The organism is Streptomyces sp. BV286, from assembly GCF_019090165.1.
In the GTDB taxonomy this organism is placed as follows: domain Bacteria; phylum Actinomycetota; class Actinomycetes; order Streptomycetales; family Streptomycetaceae; genus Streptomyces.
The window spans coordinates 1-16,854 of the sequence record NZ_JAHRIB010000205.1; the positions used below are offsets into that span (position 1 = coordinate 1).

The 16,854-nt window shown below is 70.1% G+C and carries 15 protein-coding genes; 11 read left to right on the top strand and 4 right to left on the bottom strand.

The window, feature by feature from the left end; all coding sequences use genetic code 11:
* Window positions 1–528: 528 nt before the first annotated feature.
* Entirely contained in the window at window positions 529–849 is a 321-nt protein-coding gene (locus KUF83_RS38265) for a MerR family transcriptional regulator (RefSeq protein ID WP_217459677.1), read from the top strand.
* Window positions 850–1,399: 550 nt separating this feature from the next.
* The gene (locus KUF83_RS38270; protein ID WP_217459678.1) at window positions 1,400–4,552 is read left to right on the top strand and encodes a Tn3 family transposase; all 3,153 of its coding nucleotides are present in this window, start codon (window positions 1,400–1,402) and stop codon (window positions 4,550–4,552) included.
* A gap of 339 nt (window positions 4,553–4,891) precedes the next feature.
* Here KUF83_RS38270 and KUF83_RS38275 read toward each other — a convergent pair whose 3' ends face one another.
* Together KUF83_RS38275 and KUF83_RS38280 are read right to left on the bottom strand one after the other, a co-directional pair.
* Window positions 4,892–6,175 (bottom strand): MFS transporter, encoded by a 1,284-nt coding sequence (locus KUF83_RS38275; RefSeq protein ID WP_217459679.1) that lies wholly within the window; start codon window positions 6,173–6,175, stop codon window positions 4,892–4,894.
* A gap of 116 nt (window positions 6,176–6,291) precedes the next feature.
* On the bottom strand, window positions 6,292–7,236 hold the full coding sequence (locus tag KUF83_RS38280) for a LysR family transcriptional regulator (protein WP_217459681.1): 945 nt from the start codon (window positions 7,234–7,236) through the stop codon (window positions 6,292–6,294).
* Between the two features lie 135 nt (window positions 7,237–7,371).
* On the opposite strand from KUF83_RS38280, the gene KUF83_RS38285 reads away from it, so the two are divergent.
* From KUF83_RS38285 to KUF83_RS38325, 9 genes are all read left to right on the top strand, one after another.
* Complete coding sequence (locus KUF83_RS38285; protein ID WP_308403331.1) at window positions 7,372–8,349, top strand: fumarylacetoacetate hydrolase family protein; 978 nt, start codon at window positions 7,372–7,374, stop codon at window positions 8,347–8,349.
* A complete protein-coding gene (locus tag KUF83_RS38290) occupies window positions 8,346–9,323 on the top strand; it encodes a cyclase family protein (protein WP_217459683.1) in 978 nt (325 codons plus the stop codon). The genes KUF83_RS38285 and KUF83_RS38290 overlap by 4 nt, the downstream gene beginning before the upstream one ends.
* Window positions 9,324–9,438: 115 nt before the next feature.
* On the top strand, window positions 9,439–10,587 hold the full coding sequence (locus tag KUF83_RS38295; protein ID WP_217459685.1) for an FAD-dependent oxidoreductase: 1,149 nt from the start codon (window positions 9,439–9,441) through the stop codon (window positions 10,585–10,587).
* Window positions 10,584–11,609: an amidohydrolase family protein gene (locus KUF83_RS38300; protein WP_217459686.1), complete on the top strand. Its 1,026-nt coding sequence runs from the start codon at window positions 10,584–10,586 to the stop codon at window positions 11,607–11,609. Before KUF83_RS38295 ends, KUF83_RS38300 begins: the two co-directional genes overlap by 4 nt.
* Window positions 11,610–11,620: 11 nt before the next feature.
* Entirely contained in the window at window positions 11,621–12,571 is a 951-nt protein-coding gene (locus tag KUF83_RS38305; RefSeq protein WP_217459687.1) for a VOC family protein, read from the top strand.
* An 89-nt stretch (window positions 12,572–12,660) separates the two neighbouring features.
* Window positions 12,661–13,626, top strand: coding sequence for a fumarylacetoacetate hydrolase family protein (locus tag KUF83_RS38310; protein WP_217459689.1), 966 nt, complete (start codon window positions 12,661–12,663; stop codon window positions 13,624–13,626).
* Complete coding sequence (locus KUF83_RS38315; RefSeq protein ID WP_217459690.1) at window positions 13,623–14,375, top strand: SDR family NAD(P)-dependent oxidoreductase; 753 nt, start codon at window positions 13,623–13,625, stop codon at window positions 14,373–14,375. Before KUF83_RS38310 ends, KUF83_RS38315 begins: the two co-directional genes overlap by 4 nt.
* Before the next feature lie 53 nt (window positions 14,376–14,428).
* The gene (locus tag KUF83_RS38320; protein WP_217459692.1) at window positions 14,429–15,211 is read left to right on the top strand and encodes a CoA transferase subunit A; all 783 of its coding nucleotides are present in this window, start codon (window positions 14,429–14,431) and stop codon (window positions 15,209–15,211) included.
* Window positions 15,208–15,843, top strand: a complete 636-nt coding sequence (locus tag KUF83_RS38325; protein ID WP_217459694.1) for a CoA transferase subunit B — start codon at window positions 15,208–15,210, stop codon at window positions 15,841–15,843. Before KUF83_RS38320 ends, KUF83_RS38325 begins: the two co-directional genes overlap by 4 nt.
* A 133-nt stretch (window positions 15,844–15,976) precedes the next feature.
* Here the strand turns inward: KUF83_RS38325 and KUF83_RS38330 are convergent, their stop codons facing one another.
* Both KUF83_RS38330 and KUF83_RS38335 read right to left on the bottom strand, forming a co-directional pair.
* Entirely contained in the window at window positions 15,977–16,123 is a 147-nt protein-coding gene (locus KUF83_RS38330) for a hypothetical protein (RefSeq protein WP_217459695.1), read from the bottom strand.
* 347 nt (window positions 16,124–16,470) lie between these two features.
* A complete protein-coding gene (locus KUF83_RS38335) occupies window positions 16,471–16,686 on the bottom strand; it encodes a DUF6243 family protein (RefSeq protein WP_217459697.1) in 216 nt (71 codons plus the stop codon).
* Window positions 16,687–16,854 lie beyond the last annotated feature (168 nt).

Here is a 16,854-nt window from a genome sequence, read left to right on the forward strand (position 1 = left end):
TTCGCAGGATCCAGCAGTGCAGTAGGAGAGCAGCACCTCGGTGAAGGCGCCGGCTGCGGGCGCGCGCACCGGGAAGTTCGGCAGTGGGGTTCTAAGCCAGAGCAGACGCAGGACGGGCGACGGGGCTGGCTGCCGGAGCGCGGCGCTGTCACAGGCCGCCAGCAGTTCGCATCACCAGCAGTACCAGCATCACCGGCAGTAACAGCAGTACGCAGTGCCGGCAGTTCGCAGTGCCAGCAGTTCGCAGTCCCCGTTGGGAACGGTTGTTCAGGAGGGATGAACGGAGGAGCTTCGGCCATCAGGATCGCCCGGGCGGAGGATGTGAGCCCGGGTACCGCAGGACATCGATAGTGAGGTGGTCTCCGGTCCAGCAACCGCGATCCCCGCATGCCCGGCCGCATCACAGTCGGGTCTGCGGAAACAGAAGGCCGGCGCAGCACTGAGGCCGGCAGATGGTGAAGCAGTTCCTTCGGGGCCTTGGTGCCATACGGCACCAGGGCCCCTCAGCCTGTTGTACAGAGAGGTGAGATGACAGCAGACGATTCATTCGGCCGTCTCGATGACGACGACTACCCCGCCTACACGATGGGCCGGGCCGCCGACATACTCGGTACCACCCCCGGCTTCCTGCGCGCCCTCGGCGAAGCCCGGCTCATCACCCCGCTGCGCTCCGAGGGCGGCCACCGCCGTTACTCCCGCTACCAGCTGCGTATCGCGGCCCGGGCCCGCGAACTCGTCGACCGCGGCACTCCCGTCGAGGCCGCCTGCCGCATCGTCATCCTCGAGGACCAGCTCGAGGAAGCCCAGCGCATCAACGCCGAAATCCACCGCACAGCGCGCGCGTCGTAGTGGCCGGCGTGGCCTTCACCCCGAAGGACCGCCGGCGCGGCCGGTGGGCGGCCGCATCGGTGTCCGTGTGGCGAACCGCGTTGGCGAATCGCGTTGGCGGACCGTGTTGGCGACTGGTGTTTCCGGCCGGGGTCGCAGCGCTCATGGGCTGGCACCTCTGTACGCAGGGAGCGCCGGGACGTTCCGCGTCGTGCAGGAAGTGTCAGGACCGAGGCCGTGCCCCGCGAGTGGACCTGCCCGGCCGGTGAAACAGCCTGTCGCACTCTGCGCGTGGCAGATCCTGGTCCGGTCACGGCCGAACGATGCGGGGCCGGCCGGCTGCGGTGCTGCCCGGGCCGGGCGCGGGGAACGCCCCGAGCTGCTGGTGCAACTCGGGGCGGCGGCGGCCGCGGGCTGAGCGGGACCGGCCACGCCCGGTAGGGGTGGGGCCGGAATACGAGCGAAACGTGCCACGGCCTTGTTTCAGCGCTGGTAGAGGCCAGCGCAGGTCGCCTTGATAGGGATCGTTAGGATTCCGTCATCCTGGCCCCTGTGATCTTCGAGGTGTGTGTTGGCATCTATCGATCGCACCGCCTACCCGAGGTTCCCCGGGACCGTCACGCCGCGGGAGCTGGTCGAGTCGTTCACACCCACAGCGGACGAGGTCAGCTGGGCGCGAGGGAAGACGACCGCTGACCAGACCTTCCTCGTGCTGGTGATATGGCTGAAGTGCTACCAGCGGATGCGCTATTTCCCCGGCCTGGACGAGGTTCCCGACGCGGTGGCCGGTCACATATGCACCGCGCTGGGATTGCCGGACAGTGTGGCGGTCGGGGTGGAAGCGGTGCGGTCGGCTGCGCGGTATCGCGACTACGTGCGCGAGCGCTTGGGGGTGAAGTACGACGCGGCGGATGTGCGCGGCATCGCCGAGACGGTGATCCGAGCGGCAGCGGCCACGAAGGACAACCCGGCCGACCTGATCAACGTGGCGTTGGAGGAGTTGCTGGAATCCGGTCGGGAGTTGCCCGGATACACCACGCTGGACCGGATGGTGGCCAAGATCCGCGCCGAGGTGAACCGGGACGTGTTCACCATTGTCGCCGGCCGGATCACTGTGGGGCAGCGCGCGAGGCTGGCCGAGCAGCTGGTGGTGGACCCGTCCAGTCGGCGCAGCCGGTTCGACCGGCTGAAGGACCCGGCGAAGGCCGCGACGATCGGCAAGTTCAAGGTCCGCCTGGCGCATCTTGCCGACCTGGACGCGCTCGGGCCGACCGGTGCATGGTTGCAAGGGGTCCCGCCGGGCAAGATCTCGCACTTCGCTGGCGAGGCGCGGGTCACCGACGTCGCGGACCTCGTCAAGATTGGCGACGAGAAGCGGTTCACGCTGCTGGCCAGCTTCATCCACGTGCTGCGCACCTCGGCTCGGGACGAGGTGACCGAGATGTTCTGCAAGCGTATGGCGGTCATCCACAAGAAGGGCCGGGCCCGGCTGGAGGCGCTGCGTGAGGAGCACCGCGCTGAGTCCGAGCGGCTGCTGGAGGTGTTCGGCGATGTTCTTGCCGCGGTGCGCGAGGCTGCCGAACCGGCAGACACGGCGATCGCGCCCGACGCCGAGAAGGACACCGGCACCGCGACGATCGATGCGACCGGCAGCGGCAGCGGCACCGTCGACGGCGCGGGTGAACCCGCAGCCGAAGACGAGAGGTCCGCAGCGGCGCGGACTGGGGAGATGGTCCTGTCAGCGCTGACGGTCGGCGGAGGCCTCGCGGCGCTGAGCGCGTCGCACGAGGCGGTGGCCGCGCACCACGGCAACAACTACCTGCCGCTGTGCGAGCAGTACTACAAATCGCACCGGCCGGTGCTGTTCACGCTGGTGGACGCGATCGAGCTGAAGGCGACGTCCGCGGAGCGGTCGGTGCTGGACGCGCTGGAGTTCGTCAAGGCCAACCGGGATCTGGACCGGCGCGCGGAGTGGATCGAGGAGAGCATCACCGTCAAGCGCGACGGCAAGGACGCGGTCCTGACGGTCGACGTCGACGCCTTCGCAGGGCCCTCGTGGAGGCGCACGCTGCGCGACCGGCGCCGTCCGGGGATGCTGGCCCGCCGACACCTGGAGGTGTGCGTGTTCTCCCATCTGGCCGCCGAACTGCGGTCCGGGGACATCGCGGTGGTCGGCTCGGACTCCTACGCCAACCTGCACGCCCAGTTGATGAGCTGGGAGGAGTGCGAGGACAAGGTCACAGAGTTCTGCACCCAGGCTGGTATTCCGACCGACGCGAAGGCGCTGGCGGCGCACCACCGGGCACTGCTGACGAAGACGGCCACGGAGGTCGATGCGGGCTACCCGGCCAACACCGATCTGCGCCTGGAGGGCGGACGGCCGGTGCTGGCGCGGCGCAAGGGTGCCGAGCGGCGGCCGGCAGCGATCGCGCTGGAGGCCACGGTGCTGGATCGGCTGCCCGACCGCGCGCTGCTGGACATCCTCGCCCGCACCGCCCACCTGACCGGCTGGCCGCGGCATTTCGGCCCGGCCTCCGGTTCCGATCCGAAGATCCGCGACACCTTGGGCCGGTACGTGGTGACAGCGTTCGCCTACGGCGGGAACCTCGGGCCGACCGAGGTCGCCCGGCACATGCGCGGGGTCAGCGCCCACGACATCTACACGGCCGGGAACAAGCACGCCACCCCCGACAAGATTTACAAGGCGTCGGCGGACGTGGTCAACGCCTTCGCGAAGCTGGATGTCGCCGCGATGTGGGGCGACGGGTCGACCGCGGCCACCGACGGCTCGCAGATCGACACCTGGGAAGACAGCCTGCGGGCCGAGTCCCACGTCAGATACGGCGGGTTCGGGGCTCTGGCGTTCCGGCTGGTGTCCGACAACTACATCGCGCTGTTCTCCCACTTCATCCCGTGCGGGGTGTGGGAGGCGGTGTACTTGCTGGACTCGCTGCTGTCCAACGTCTCCGACATCCAGCCCGACAGCATCCACGCCGACACGCAAGGGGCTTCGCTGCCGGTGTTCGGCCTGGCCGCGCTCCTCGGATTCGACCTCCTTCCCCGCATACGCAACTGGCACGACCTGAACTTCTACCGGCCGGACGCCAAGGTGCGGTACAAACACATCGACTCCCTTTTCGACGACAACGTCATCGACTGGGCCCTCATCGAACGCCACTGGAAGGATCTGCTGCGCACCGGGATCTCGATCCGGGAGGGCCGGCTGTCCTCGGTGACGCTGCTGCGCCGCCTGGGCAACCACTCCAAGCGCAACCGGATCTACAAGGCGCTGCGCGAATTGGGCAGGGTCGTCAGGACCGTGACGCTCCTTCGATACCTGTCCGAGCCCGAGCTGCGCGACCAGATCACCGCGATCACCAACCGCACGGAGGCGTTCCACGGCTTCGCTGCACATCTGATGATCGGCGGACGGCTGATCGGCCACAACGACCCGGACTACCAGGAGCGAGTCGTGAAGTTCAACGAGCTGATCGCCAACTGCGCGGTCTACTCCACCGCGCTGGACATTACTGATGCCGCCAACGCCCTCGCCGCCGAGGGCCACGTCGTGGACCCCGACGACCTGGCCACCGTCAGCCCGCTGATCACGCGCACGATACGCCGCTTCGGCGACTGGCACTTGGACCTCACCCCGCCCGAGGACATCGTCGCCACCAGATTGGACCTGGCCCCGGGAGCGCTGTTTCCCACCGCGCCGGTGTGAAGCTGCGATCGGCCGTAGACCCACGGACGACTCATGCTTCGTAGGCGAGCGCCCTCTGTAGATGGAAGTCCGCGACGTCGAGCCATCCCGGTTCGGAAAGTCGCCCTCGGCAATGCGAAGCGGGCCGCCGACCAGGTCCAGGTGCATGACGTACTGGTAGTACTTGACGCGTTGCGGGTCGAGGTCTGGGTTGTGGAAGGCAGTCGCCGAATCCGCCAGGACCGCGTCGGAGTGGACCACGGCGGCACCATCCCTGTGGACAGAAACCGGCCTCACCACCTGGACCTGTCCGTACCAGACAGCGCAGCCCCCGGCTCGCCCGTCGCGGGCGGCTTCCTACTACTGGGACAACGGTGCGACGGCCGCGGCCCTGCGCCGGGCGGTCAGGAAGAGGCCTGCCGCAACGACGGCCGAGGCCAGGCCGAGCAGGCCGACGGCGGCGGCCAGCGTGCCGAGGGCGGACTCGGCCGCGATCAGCACCAGGGGGCAGATGAACTGGCCGATGAAGAAGGACGCGGTCCACAGGCCGGTGCCACGGCCGCGGTCGGCGAAGTCCAGCTTGGACATGGCGATGGTGAGCAGGGAGGGCAGCATGAGACCGGTGCCGAGGCAGTTGAGTACGGCACCGACGATCAGCAGCGGCGTGCTGTCCGCGAGCCACATTACCGCGAACCCGGCCGCGCACAGGGCGAAGACGAGTGGCAGCCGGGGCCCCGGGGCCCCGCGCAGCTTGGCGAAGGTGATCGCGCCGGCCATGGTGGCGGCGCTGGCGATGGCTGTGGCCAGCCCGATCACGCTGGTCGCCGTCACGCCGAGGTCGTCCAGCAGGTAGGACATCTCCACCGGGACGGTGTAGAAGACGAGGGCCCCGAACACGGTGAGCCCGCAGATCCCGGCCAGCTGCCGGAAGGGGAAGGAGCGCTTCGGGGCGACCGTGGTGTCCGTGCTCTCCCCATCCTCGGCGGCGGCACCGGTGGCCGCGGTCGGCTTCGGCAGCCCGATGGCCATGAGCGGGGCGATGAGCAGGCTGACGGCGTAGATCCAGAACGGGGTCCGCCAGCCGGCCGAGCCGGCGGCACCGCCGATGACGAAGAAGGCGGTCGCGGAGGCGGAGGCGCACATGGTCTGGAGGGCGAGGTAGCGGTCCCGTACCCGACCGCTGTAGTAGTCGCCGATCAGCGTGGTGCAGCAGGTCATGATGGCGGCCTCGGCGATACCGACCAGGGCGCGGCTGGCCACGATGGCGCCCAGCGACTCCAGCCACAGCGGGGCGGTGCCGAAGATCGCGTACAGCACGGTCGCGGCGATCAGCAGCCGCTTGCGGCCGAGCCGGTCGACGATGACGCCCGCGAAGGGGGCCAGCAGGCCCAGCGCCAGGGCCGGGACGGTGAGGGCCATCGGGACCAGGGCGCCCGCTCCGGGCACGTCGGCGAAGTGGTCCTGCATCTTGGGCAGCACGGGGGCGATCAGGACGGCGCCGAGGATCGGCAGACAGCTGCCGGCCATGAGGAGAGCGACGCGCAGCCGGTGCGCGGTGCCGGACGTCGGACGGATCGCACCGGGCGGCGGCACTGGTTCCGCGTAAGCGGGCGGGGACGATGGCGGTGGCACGGAAACAGGCATGCGGGAACTCCACGTGGCGAGGGGAGGGGCGGGCACGCCACCGGGGAACAGACACCCCGAGAAGAGGAGCGTGCGGAGGAACTGGGGTCGACTATGAGCGAGCGGCCCAGTCCTGCCTAGCCTCTGTCCGATCGATCTGCCGGATCGCGATCATCCTTGCCGTGGATGGTCTCCGCGACCCGTGCCGCTGTCTCCCGCAGCCAGATGTGCGCCGCGTCGTGCGTGTGGACCGGGTGCCACCACAGGGCTTCCCGGAGCGGCACGGCGTCGTAGGGCGGTTCCACGACCCGTACGGGGACGAGTCCGTCGAGCCGGTCGGCGAGATGCCCCTGGATGAGGGCCACCCGGCGCGTCCCGGCGACCAGGAGGGGCATCAGCTGGAAGCTGTCGACGGAGACCTCGACGCGCGGCTCGATGCCGAGCATGCCGATCTGGCGGGCGGCGGGCGCGTCGTACGTGCGCTGGTACGTCACCCATGGCAGCCGGGCCAGGTCGTCGAGGGTGAGGTGCTCGCCGACCTCGGGATTGTCGTCGGCGACGAGGTAGACCCAGCGGTCCCGGTAGAGCTCCACGGTGGGAAAGTCGCTGATGATGCCGTGCGGCAGCAGCAGACCGTCGGCGGTGCTGAGCAGCGCGGCGGTGTTCTCTGTGATGTCCGGCGGGGCCTGCTTGAACCGGAGCCGGATGCCTGGTGCCTCGGCGTGCACCGCACGGGCGAGTTCGGCGCCGAAGACGGCTACCGCATAGTCGGAGGCGATCAGCGTGAACTCGTGCTCTTCGTGGGCGGGGTCGAACTCGGCCTGGCTGGTGAAGACGCGTTCGAGCAGGTCGCAGGCGGTGGCGGTGCGGTCGAGGAGGGCCAGGCCGAGGGCGGTCAGTTCGTAGCGTCCGCCGACCCGGGAGAGCAGGTCGTCGTCGAAGTGACGGCGCAGCCGTGCCAGGGCGGCGCTCATCGCGGGCTGACTGAGACCGATGCGCCGGCCGGCTCTGGTGACGTTGCGCTCCTCCAGGAGGGCGCGCAGGGCGACGACGAGGTTGAGGTCAAGGCTGGCCAGGTTCACGAGATGCCCCAGTGCGGAGTAGGAAACTGAGCCCCCGGGTATTCGCCGCCTGGATTCGGATCATCCAAGGAATCGATTTCCCCGATCGCAATTTACGCGCCAGATTGGTGACATCGCAATCGGGAGGACATCTCCGTGAAATCCGCAGCCACGTCGGCGCCCCTCTTCACCGGCCCCTTCGCCCTCGGCACCTTCTCCGCCCCGGGCCGGACCCCGTCCGCAGGACTGGTGCTCTCGGACGGTAGGGTGCTGGACCTGCGTACGACCACCCTCGCGCTCCTGGAGCGCTGGGACGAGGAACTGCCGCGCCTGCACGGCCTCGCGAGCGATCCGGCCGGTGACTGGCTGTCGCTCGACGACCTGAACGTGCACGCGCCCGTCAGGCCCCGGCAGATCTTCCAGTCCGGTGCCAACTACCGCCAGCATGTGATCGACCTGGAGGTCGCACACCGCGCCCCCGACGACCCGCGCTCCGCCGAGGAGGCCCGCGCGGAGATCGCGGCGATCATGGACAAACGGGCCGCCGAGGACCTCCCGTACGTCTTCATCGGCCTGCCGACCACGATCACCGGCCCCTACGACGACGTCGTACTGCCCTCCTGGGCCAGGAAGCCCGACTGGGAGCTGGAGCTGACCGCGGTGATCTCCCGCCCCACCCACCGGGTCACGGTGGAGGAAGCGCTGGAACACGTCGCGGGCTACACCATCGCCAACGACCTCACCGACCGGGCCACCGTCTTCCGCCGGGACATGCCCGCCATCGGCACCGACTGGCTGCGCTGCAAGAACGCTCCTGGCTTCACCCCGCTCGGCCCCTGGATCGTCCCGGCCGGGTCCATCGCCGACCCGTCCGACCTGCGGGTCACCCTGAAGCTCAACGGCGAGACCATGCAGGACGAGTCCACCAAGGACATGATCTTCGGCGTGGCGCGGATGGTCTCGTACATTTCCCAGACCGCCCAACTCCTGCCCGGCGACCTGGTGTTGACCGGCAGCCCGGCAGGGAACGGCATGCACTGGGGTCGGCTGCTGCGCGACGGCGACGTGATGGACGGCTCCGTCACGGGGCTCGGTGCCCAGCGCACCCACTGCGTCGCGGAGGAGGCACCGTGATCGGCCGCACCACTGTGCCTGATGCAAAAGACGCCGAGGGCGCGATCGCCGAGGCCGCCAAGGCGTACTCCAACTGGGGCCGTTGGGGCGAGGACGACGTCCTCGGCACGCTCAACTTCCTGGACGCCGAAAAGCGCCGCGAGGGCGCGGCCCTCGTCCGAGACGGCGTCAGCTTCTCGCTCTCCCAGCGCTTCGACATGAACGGCCCGCAGAAGGGCTGGCGACGGCGCACGAATCCGGTGCACACCATGCTCGACACCGGCACCGACGCCGCACTGGGCAACCAGGGCTTCCCGCACGGCATCGGCGGTGCCGACGACGTGATCGCGATGCCGCTGCAGTGCTCCACCCAGTGGGACGGCCTCGGCCACATCTTCGACCACGGCAAGGCATGGAACGGGCGGGCCGCCGAGAAGGTCGTCACCTCCGACGGCGACCTCGTCACCGGCATCGAGCACATGGCGCCGTACGTCGCGGGACGCGGCGTTCTCCTTGACGCGGGCCTGGTCGTCGGCAAGGACGGCGAACTGCCCGACGGCTTCGCCATCACCAAGGAGCACCTGGTCGCCACCGCCGAGGCGCACGGCGTCACCGTCGGCCGCGGCGACCTCGTCCTCGTCCGCACCGGACGGCTGGCCCGCGCCAGGCGCGAGGGCTGGGGCGAGTACGCGGGCGGCGCTTCCCCCGGGCTGAGCTTCACCACCGCCGGCTGGCTGCACCGCAGCGAGATCGCCGGGATCGCCACCGACACCTGGGGCTTCGAGGTCCGGCCCAACGAGTTCGACCACGCCTTCCAGCCGCTGCACCAGGTCGCCATCCCCAACATGGGCCTGCTCATAGGCGAGATGTGGGATCTCGACGCCCTGGCCGAGCACTGCACGGCCGACGGGCGGTACGAGTTCTGGCTCACCGCCGCACCGCTGCCCATCACCGGAGCCGTCGGCTCCCCCGTGAACCCGATCGCCGTCAAGTAACGCTCCGTACCGGCGGGGTGGGCCGCATCCGGACAGCCCCGACAGCCCAGCCCATCCGGCCCGCACCACCACCCCTGCCGCTCGAAGTCGCGCGGCCCCACCGCAGGGAGATCCCATGACCGACCCCCGCCCCCGCACCGTCCTCGTCATCGGCGGCGGCGCCTCCGGCAACGCCGTGACCGTGCTGCTGCGGCGAGCGGGCATCACCGTGGACCTGATCGAGGCCAAGCCCGACTGGAACGTCCTCGGCTCCGGCATCACCCTCCAGGGCAACGCGCTGCGCGTGCTGCGCGAGCTGGGCGTGTGGGAGACGGTCCAGGAGAGCGGCTACGCCTTCGACTCGGTGGGCCTGGCCACGCCCGACGGCCACGTGTTCCACGTCCAGCAGGACATCCGTACCGGCGGGGAGGACCTGCCCGCGACCATCGGCATGCAGCGGCCCCGGCTCCAGGAGATCCTGTGCGAGGCGGTCCGGGCCAGTGGTGCGACGGTCCGCCTCGGCACCACCGCCGACGAGCTGGTCCAGGACGAGACGGGCGTCACCGCCCGCTTCAGCGACGGCACCGAGGGCTGCTACGACCTCGTCGTCGCGGCCGACGGTCTCAACTCCCTGACCCGCGCGATGATCGGCATCGGCGAGAAGCCCGAGCCGACCGGGATGGCCATCTGGCGCATCGCCGCACCCCGTCCGGCGAGCGTGGAGCGCACGGATCTGGCCTTCGGCGGGACCTGCTACATCGCCGGCTACTGCCCCACCGGCGAGAACACCATCTACGCCTATCTCGTCGAGGCCAACCGCGACCGCGCCTCCATCGACCCGGCCTCGTACGCGGACGAGATGCGGCGCCTGGCAGCCCCGTACGGCGGCGCCTGGCCCGAGATCGCCGCGAGCATCACCGACCCTGCCAAGGTCAACTACACCTGGTTCGACCGGCTGCTCGTCGAGGGTTCCTGGCACCGCGGCCGGGTCGTGCTGGTCGGCGACGCCGCCCACGCCTGCCCGCCCACCCTCGCGCAGGGCGCGGCCATGTCGCTGGAGGACGCCTCCGTGCTGGCCGAACTGCTGAACGCGGAGGAGTCATGGGATTCCCTCGACTCCCTCGACGACCTGCTGACCCGCTACTACGAGCGCCGCATCGACCGTGTCCGCATGGTCGTCGAGGCCTCGGTGCAGCTCGGCCAGTGGCAGTTGGACGGCGTCCGTGACGCCGACGTGCCCGGCCTGATCGGCCGCACGATGTCCGTCCTGAAGGAGACCCCGTGACGACCCCGGACACCTCGAACGTCCCGGCCACCCCCACCATCGACGTCCACGCGCACGTCCTGCTGCCGCAGGTCGAGGAGGCCGTCGCCGGACACCCCGGGCTGGCCGCCGCCCGCAGTCTCGACGCCCGCCGCAACGGCCCCGACGCGCTCGCAGTCAGCGGCCCGATGGTCCGCGACCGCATCCCTCTACTGACCGACGTCAAGGCCCGGCTCACCGCGATGGACGCCTCCGGCGTCGACATCCAACTGGTCTCGCCGTCCCCGTCGCACTACCACTACTGGGCCGACGAGGACCTCGCCCGCACGATGTGGGAACTGGCCAACACCGGCACCGCCGCCCACGTCGCCCAGGCCCCCGACCGGCTGCACGGACTGGGCCTCGTCCCGCTCCAGCACCCGGACCTCGCAGTAGAGGCCCTCGACCACGCCCTGGGCCTGGGCCTGCGCGGAGTGGAGATCTCCAGCCACGCACCCGGGCGCGAGCTCTCGGACCCGGCGTACAACACATTCTGGGCGCTCGCCGAGACGACCGGAGCGGTGCTCTTCCTGCACCCCTTCGGCTGCACGCTCGACGAGCGCCTGGACCGCTGGTACCTGTCCAACACGGTCGGGCAGCCCACTGAGAACGCCGTCGCGCTCTCCCACCTCATCTTCTCCGGCGTGCTGGACCGCCACCCCGGCCTGAAGGTGATCGCCGCGCACGGCGGCGGCTATCTGCCCACCCACGTCGGCCGCTCCGACCACGCCTGGCGGGCCAGACCGGACACGCGGGGCTGCGCGTCCGAGCCGAGCAGCTACCTCAAGCGGCTGTACTTCGACTCGCTCGTCCACGACCCGCACGTCCTGCGCGAACTGATCCGGGTGGCCGGCCCCGACCGGGTCCTGCTCGGCTCCGACTTCCCCTTCGACATGGGCACCAAGGACCCGGTCGGCGCGCTGCGCGCCGCCACGGACCTGCCCGACCCTCACTTCCACGCCGTACGCGGCGGCAACGCGGCAGCGCTGCTGCGCCTCTCCTGAGGAGCCCCGACATGACCGACGCCCTCCCCAACCGCCTGCTCACCCACCTTCGGCACGTCGACCTCGCCGTGCCCGACTACGACAAGCAGCTCGACTTCTACGCCGGAGTCTGGGGCCTGACCAAGGTCGCTGAGGACTCGGGCATCTCCTTCCTGGCCGCAGAGGGCAGCCCCGAGCAGTACGTCGTACGGCTCCGCAAAGCCGACGAGAAGCGGCTCGACCTCGTGTCCTACGGCGCCGCATCGGCCGCCGACGTGGACACGCTCGCCGAGCAACTCCTCGCGGATGGCGTGCGGTTGATCTCGCAGCCGGGCAAGGTCGACACCCCCGGCGGGGGCTACGGCTTCCGCTTCTTCGACGGCGACGGCCGCACCATCGAGGTCTCGGCGGAGGTCGAGGCCCGGCGACACCGGCGTATCGAGGAGAAGGAAGCCATCCCGGTCCGCCTCTCGCACGTCGTCCTCAACTCTCCCGACCTGGACGCCACCCGCGCCTGGTACGAGCGCCACCTGGGCTTCCGGCTGTCCGACACGCTCAGCTCCCCGCACATGGGCGAGGTCATGCACTTCATGCGGATCAGCAACCAGCACCACTCGATGGCCCTCGCCAAGGGCCCGCACACCTCCCTGCACCACGTCTCGTTCGAGATGCGCGGCCTGGACGAGTACATGCGCGGCTCGGGGCGCGTGATGCGCTCCGGCGCCCGCAAGGTCTGGGGCCCGGGCCGCCACATGGCGGGCGACAACACCTTCACGTACTTCCTCGACCCGCACGGCAACACCGTCGAGTACACGACGGAGTTGGAGGAGCTCGACGAGGACACCTGGCATCCGCACGTCTACGACTTCTCCCGGCCCGAGGTCACCGACCAGTGGGGCACGGCGAACCCGATGAACGAACTGGTCGCCAAGGAGTCCTTCAACGACGTCGACCGCGGTGTCTTCGTCGCCCCGCCGGTCTGATCCCCCTCGGCTCCGGGGGCGCGGAACGGTCCATGCCCTGACTCCCCCCGCGCCCCTGGTCCACTCCTACGCCACACCCCAGGACTGCCATGCGCTTCGCCACGTACGAACACCACGGCCGCCGCAGCGTCGCCACCGTGGATGACAACGGCACCCTCCACCCCTTCCCCGGCCGCGCCTCGCTGCTCGACCTGCTCCGGGCGGGCCCCGCGGCGCTGCGCGAGGCGGGCAACGCCACGCGGGACGCGCCGGGCGGCCCGCAGGACTCGCAGGTGCGGCTGCTGCCGCCTCTCCAGCCGCCGTCCGTACGGGACTTCGTCACCTTCGAGGAGCACGTCGAGGGCGTACGGCGCAGCATCGACAACGCGGCCGGGGTCCCGGACGCCTGGTACGACGCGCCGACCTTCTACTTCACCAATCCGTACGCCGTCATCGGCGCCCACGACGACATTCCCGTGCCACCCGGCTCCTCGGTCCTGGACTTCGAACTCGAAGTCGCCGCCGTCATCGGCCGCGAGGGCCGCGACCTCACACCCGAGCAGGCCCGCGACCACATCATCGGCTACACGATCTTCAACGACTGGTCCGCCCGCGACCTCCAATCCGCCGAGATGAGGGTGGGGTTGGGCCCTTGCAAGGGCAAGGACACCGCCGCCACCCTCGGCCCGTACCTGGTCACCGCCGACGAGCTGGAGCCGTACCGGGACACGGACGGTTTCCTGCGGCTGGCGCTGACCGCCTCGGTGAACGGCGAGGTGGTCGGCAAGGACCTGCTGTCCAACATGAGCTGGACCTTCGAGGAGATGGTCGCCTACGCCTCGCGCGGCACGTACGTCCGTCCCGGCGATGTGCTCGGCTCCGGCACCTGCGGCAACGGCGGCTGCCTGGCCGAGCTGTGGGGCGTACGCAGCCGGCAGGACCCGCCACCGCTGAAGCCCGGCGACACCGTCACCCTCACCGTCGAGGGCATCGGCACCGTCTGCAACACCGTCGTGCCCGGCGCCGGACCGGTACCGGTCCCCCGGGCCCGCAAGCGCCCGCGGCTGCGCCCGTGAGCCGCGGGGCCGCGAACAGGTTGGACGGCAAGGTCGTCGTCGTCACCGGAGCCGCACGCGGGCAGGGCGCGGCCGAGGCCGAGGCGCTGACCCGGGCGGGGGCGGTGGTCGTCGCCACCGATGTGACCCAGGCTCCGGGTTGTCTGCGCCTGGACGTCACCGAGCCGAAGGAATGGGCGGCGCTCGCCGAAAGGCTGCGTCGCCAGTACGGAGAGGTCCACGGCCTGGTCAACAACGCCGGCATCACTTGGCGCGCGCGGTTGCACGAGGTCACGCCCGAGGACTTCGCCCGCGTCCAGGCAGTCAACGTCACCGGCCCGCTCCTTGCCATCCAGCACCTGGTGCCGCTGATGCCGCCGGGCTCGTCGATCGTCAACGTCGGCTCCTCCGCCGGGCTCACCGGGCACTACCCGGTCGCGTACACGGCCAGCAAGTGGGCGCTGCGCGGCCTGTCGAAGGCGGCCTGCGTCGAGCTGGGCCCGCGGGGCATCCGCGTGAACACCGTCCATCCCGGCTTCATCGAGACCGAGATGACCGCCTCCGCCGCGCCCGCCTTCCGCGAGGCGAACATCCGCGAGACGCCACTGGCCCGCACCGGCACCGTCGACGAGATCACCCCGCTGGTGGTCTTCCTCCTCTCCGACGACGCCTCCTTCATCACCGGCGCCGAGATCCCCGTCGACGGCGGCTTCACCGCACACGGCGGCGCCAAGTCCATCTCCGACGCCCTGTGGTCGACCTCTGACTGAACCTCCGGCTGACCCGACTGACCCGACTGACCTCCGACTGAAAGGACCCGTACGTGAACAAGGTCAGCGCGAGCGCCGCCGCGGCGGTCGCCGACATCCCCGACGGGGCCTCGCTGGCAGTCGGCGGCTTCGGCCTGTCCGGCATGCCGGCCACCCTCATCGACGCCCTGCACGCCCAGGGCGCCACCGGCCTGAAGGTCGTCTCCAACAACTGCGGCGTCGACGGCCAGGGGCTGGGCGTTCTCCTCGCCGAGGGCCGCATCAGCCGCGTGACGGGCAGCTACGTCGGGGAGAACAAGGAGTTCGCCCGCCAGTACCTCAGCGGTGAACTGGAGGTCGAACTCGTCCCGCAGGGCACCCTCGCCGAGCGGCTGCGAGCCGGCGGCGCCGGTATCCCCGCCTTCTACACCCCGGCGGGCGTGGGCACACAGGTCGCCGACGGCGGCCTGCCCTGGCGCTACGCGCCCGACGGCAGCATCGCCGTCGCCTCCCCGGCGAAGGAGTCCCGCACCTTCGGCGGCCGCGACCACGTCCTCGAACACGGCATCACCACCGACTACGCCCTCGTCCACGCCTGGCGCGGCGACACCCACGGCAACCTGGTCTTCAACAAGGCCGCCGCCAACTTCAACCCGCTGGCCGCCATGGCCGGTCGCATCACCGTGGCCGAGGTCGAGGAGCTCGTCGAGCCCGGAGCCCTCGGCCCCGACGCGATCCACGTCCCCGGCATCTTCGTCCAGCGGATCCTGGCCCTCACCCCCGCCCAGGCCGCCGACAAGCGCGTCGAGCACCTTCGAATTTCCGCTTCTTCGACACAAGGGACCGTACGCGCATGAGCTGGACCCGCGACCAGATGGCCGCCCGCGCCGCCGCCGAGCTGACCGACGGCAGTTACGTCAACCTCGGCATCGGCCTGCCCACCCTCGTCCCGGGCCACCTTCCGCCGGGAGTTCACGTCGTCCTGCACTCCGAGAACGGCATCCTCGGCACCGGCCCGTACCCCCGCGAGCACGAGGTCGACCCCGACCTCATCAACGCGGGCAAGGAGACCGTCACCGTCCTCCCCGGCGCCTCCTTCTTCGACTCCGCGCTCTCCTTCGGCATGATCCGCGGCGGCCACATCGACACCGCCGTCCTCGGCGCCATGCAGGTCTCCGCCACCGGCGACCTCGCCAACTGGATGATCCCCGGCAAGATGGTCAAGGGCATGGGCGGTGCGATGGACCTCATCCACGGCGCCCGCCGCGTCATCGTCCTCATGGACCACACCGCCAAGGACGGCAGCCCCAAGATCCTCGACGAATGCACCCTGCCCCTCACCGGCAAGGCCTGCGTCCACCGCGTCATCACCGACCTCGGCGTCATCGACGTCACTGGCAACGGCCTGCTCCTCGTCGAGACCGCCCCCGGCGTCACGGCCGAGACCATCACGGCGGTCACTGCCGCGAAGCTGCACACCGCCACCTGAGGCACGCCGACCTGGCCGCGGCGCACAGCCGGGCCAGTAACAGGCCTTCGTTGAGGAGGCGTAAGCCCACCAGTTCCAGTCGCTCCCGCAGCTGCGCACGTACGCGGCCCGGTCCGAGGAGCCGACGGGGGAATCACCCCCGCCGTGTCGCGGTCTCGGAGAGGTAGGAGCGGCGGCCGTCCAGGGGGATGGTGTCGCCGGTGACTTCGAAGCGGGACATCGGGCAGGCGTGCGATTCCACGCGCTTGAAGTCGTCGGCCACGAGCCCTGCCTGTTTCATGAGCGTGCTTCAACCGTCCAGGAGTTTGCAACCCCTCATGAAACGTGAAACCCGCAGCATGATCGGCACCGTCGCCGTGTTTCACGAGCGACACCAATGAAACAACCTCAGTGTCAGCGTTGTCGTCCCTTTGAGTCGGCAGACGTCCTCGCCACCGTCTACGACACCGATTCGCGCCTGTGACCTACCTGGCCGCTGATGTGTGGCACGTTTCGCTCGTATTCCGGTCCCACCCCCGGTACAGCAGCAGAGCCCCGGTAGCCCCGGTGCGGCAGCAGGGCCCGGACCGCGCGTCGCGGTCCGGGCCCTGCCCCGTGCGCAGCCGCCTGTGCGGCGGCGGTGGTGTGTCAGCCTTGTGCGGTGTCGTCGCCCGTCTGCCCGGCGCCCTCAGCGGCGCCTGCCTTCTCGCGCATTTTGCGTACCAGTTCTGCTTTCCGCTCGGCTGCACTCTGGCGGTCGAGGTTGCGGTGCGGACCGTTGTTCTGCCGCTCGGCGCGGGACAGCTTCTTGCGCTGCCCGCCGCCCTGGCCCACAGGGTTGTTGATGTTTTTGCTTACGGTCACGGGTTCTCCCGGTTAATGATGTGGAGTGATCTGCGGATTCATCGGTGGGGGACGGGCGGCGGCGTCGAAGGACGTCAGCGGGGGCCCGTCACGCGCTCACCGGTGAACCGGCGTCTGGAAGAACATGGCAAAGACGTTACCGGGTTCCGCCGGCCCCGCACACCAGCC

What these genes read in the sequence shown, in the direction of transcription:
- KUF83_RS38265 (WP_217459677.1), top strand. Translation starts at nt 529, where the DNA reads ATGACAGCAGACGATTCATTCGGCCGTCTCGATGACGACGACTACCCC.
- KUF83_RS38275 (WP_217459679.1), bottom strand. Translation starts at nt 6,175, where the DNA reads ATGCCTGTTTCCGTGCCACCGCCATCGTCCCCGCCCGCTTACGCGGAA.
- KUF83_RS38295 (WP_217459685.1), top strand. Translation starts at nt 9,439, where the DNA reads ATGACCGACCCCCGCCCCCGCACCGTCCTCGTCATCGGCGGCGGCGCC.
- KUF83_RS38305 (WP_217459687.1), top strand. Translation starts at nt 11,621, where the DNA reads ATGACCGACGCCCTCCCCAACCGCCTGCTCACCCACCTTCGGCACGTC.
- KUF83_RS38310 (WP_217459689.1), top strand. Translation starts at nt 12,661, where the DNA reads ATGCGCTTCGCCACGTACGAACACCACGGCCGCCGCAGCGTCGCCACC.
- KUF83_RS38325 (WP_217459694.1), top strand. Translation starts at nt 15,208, where the DNA reads ATGAGCTGGACCCGCGACCAGATGGCCGCCCGCGCCGCCGCCGAGCTG.
- KUF83_RS38330 (WP_217459695.1), bottom strand. Translation starts at nt 16,123, where the DNA reads ATGAAACAGGCAGGGCTCGTGGCCGACGACTTCAAGCGCGTGGAATCG.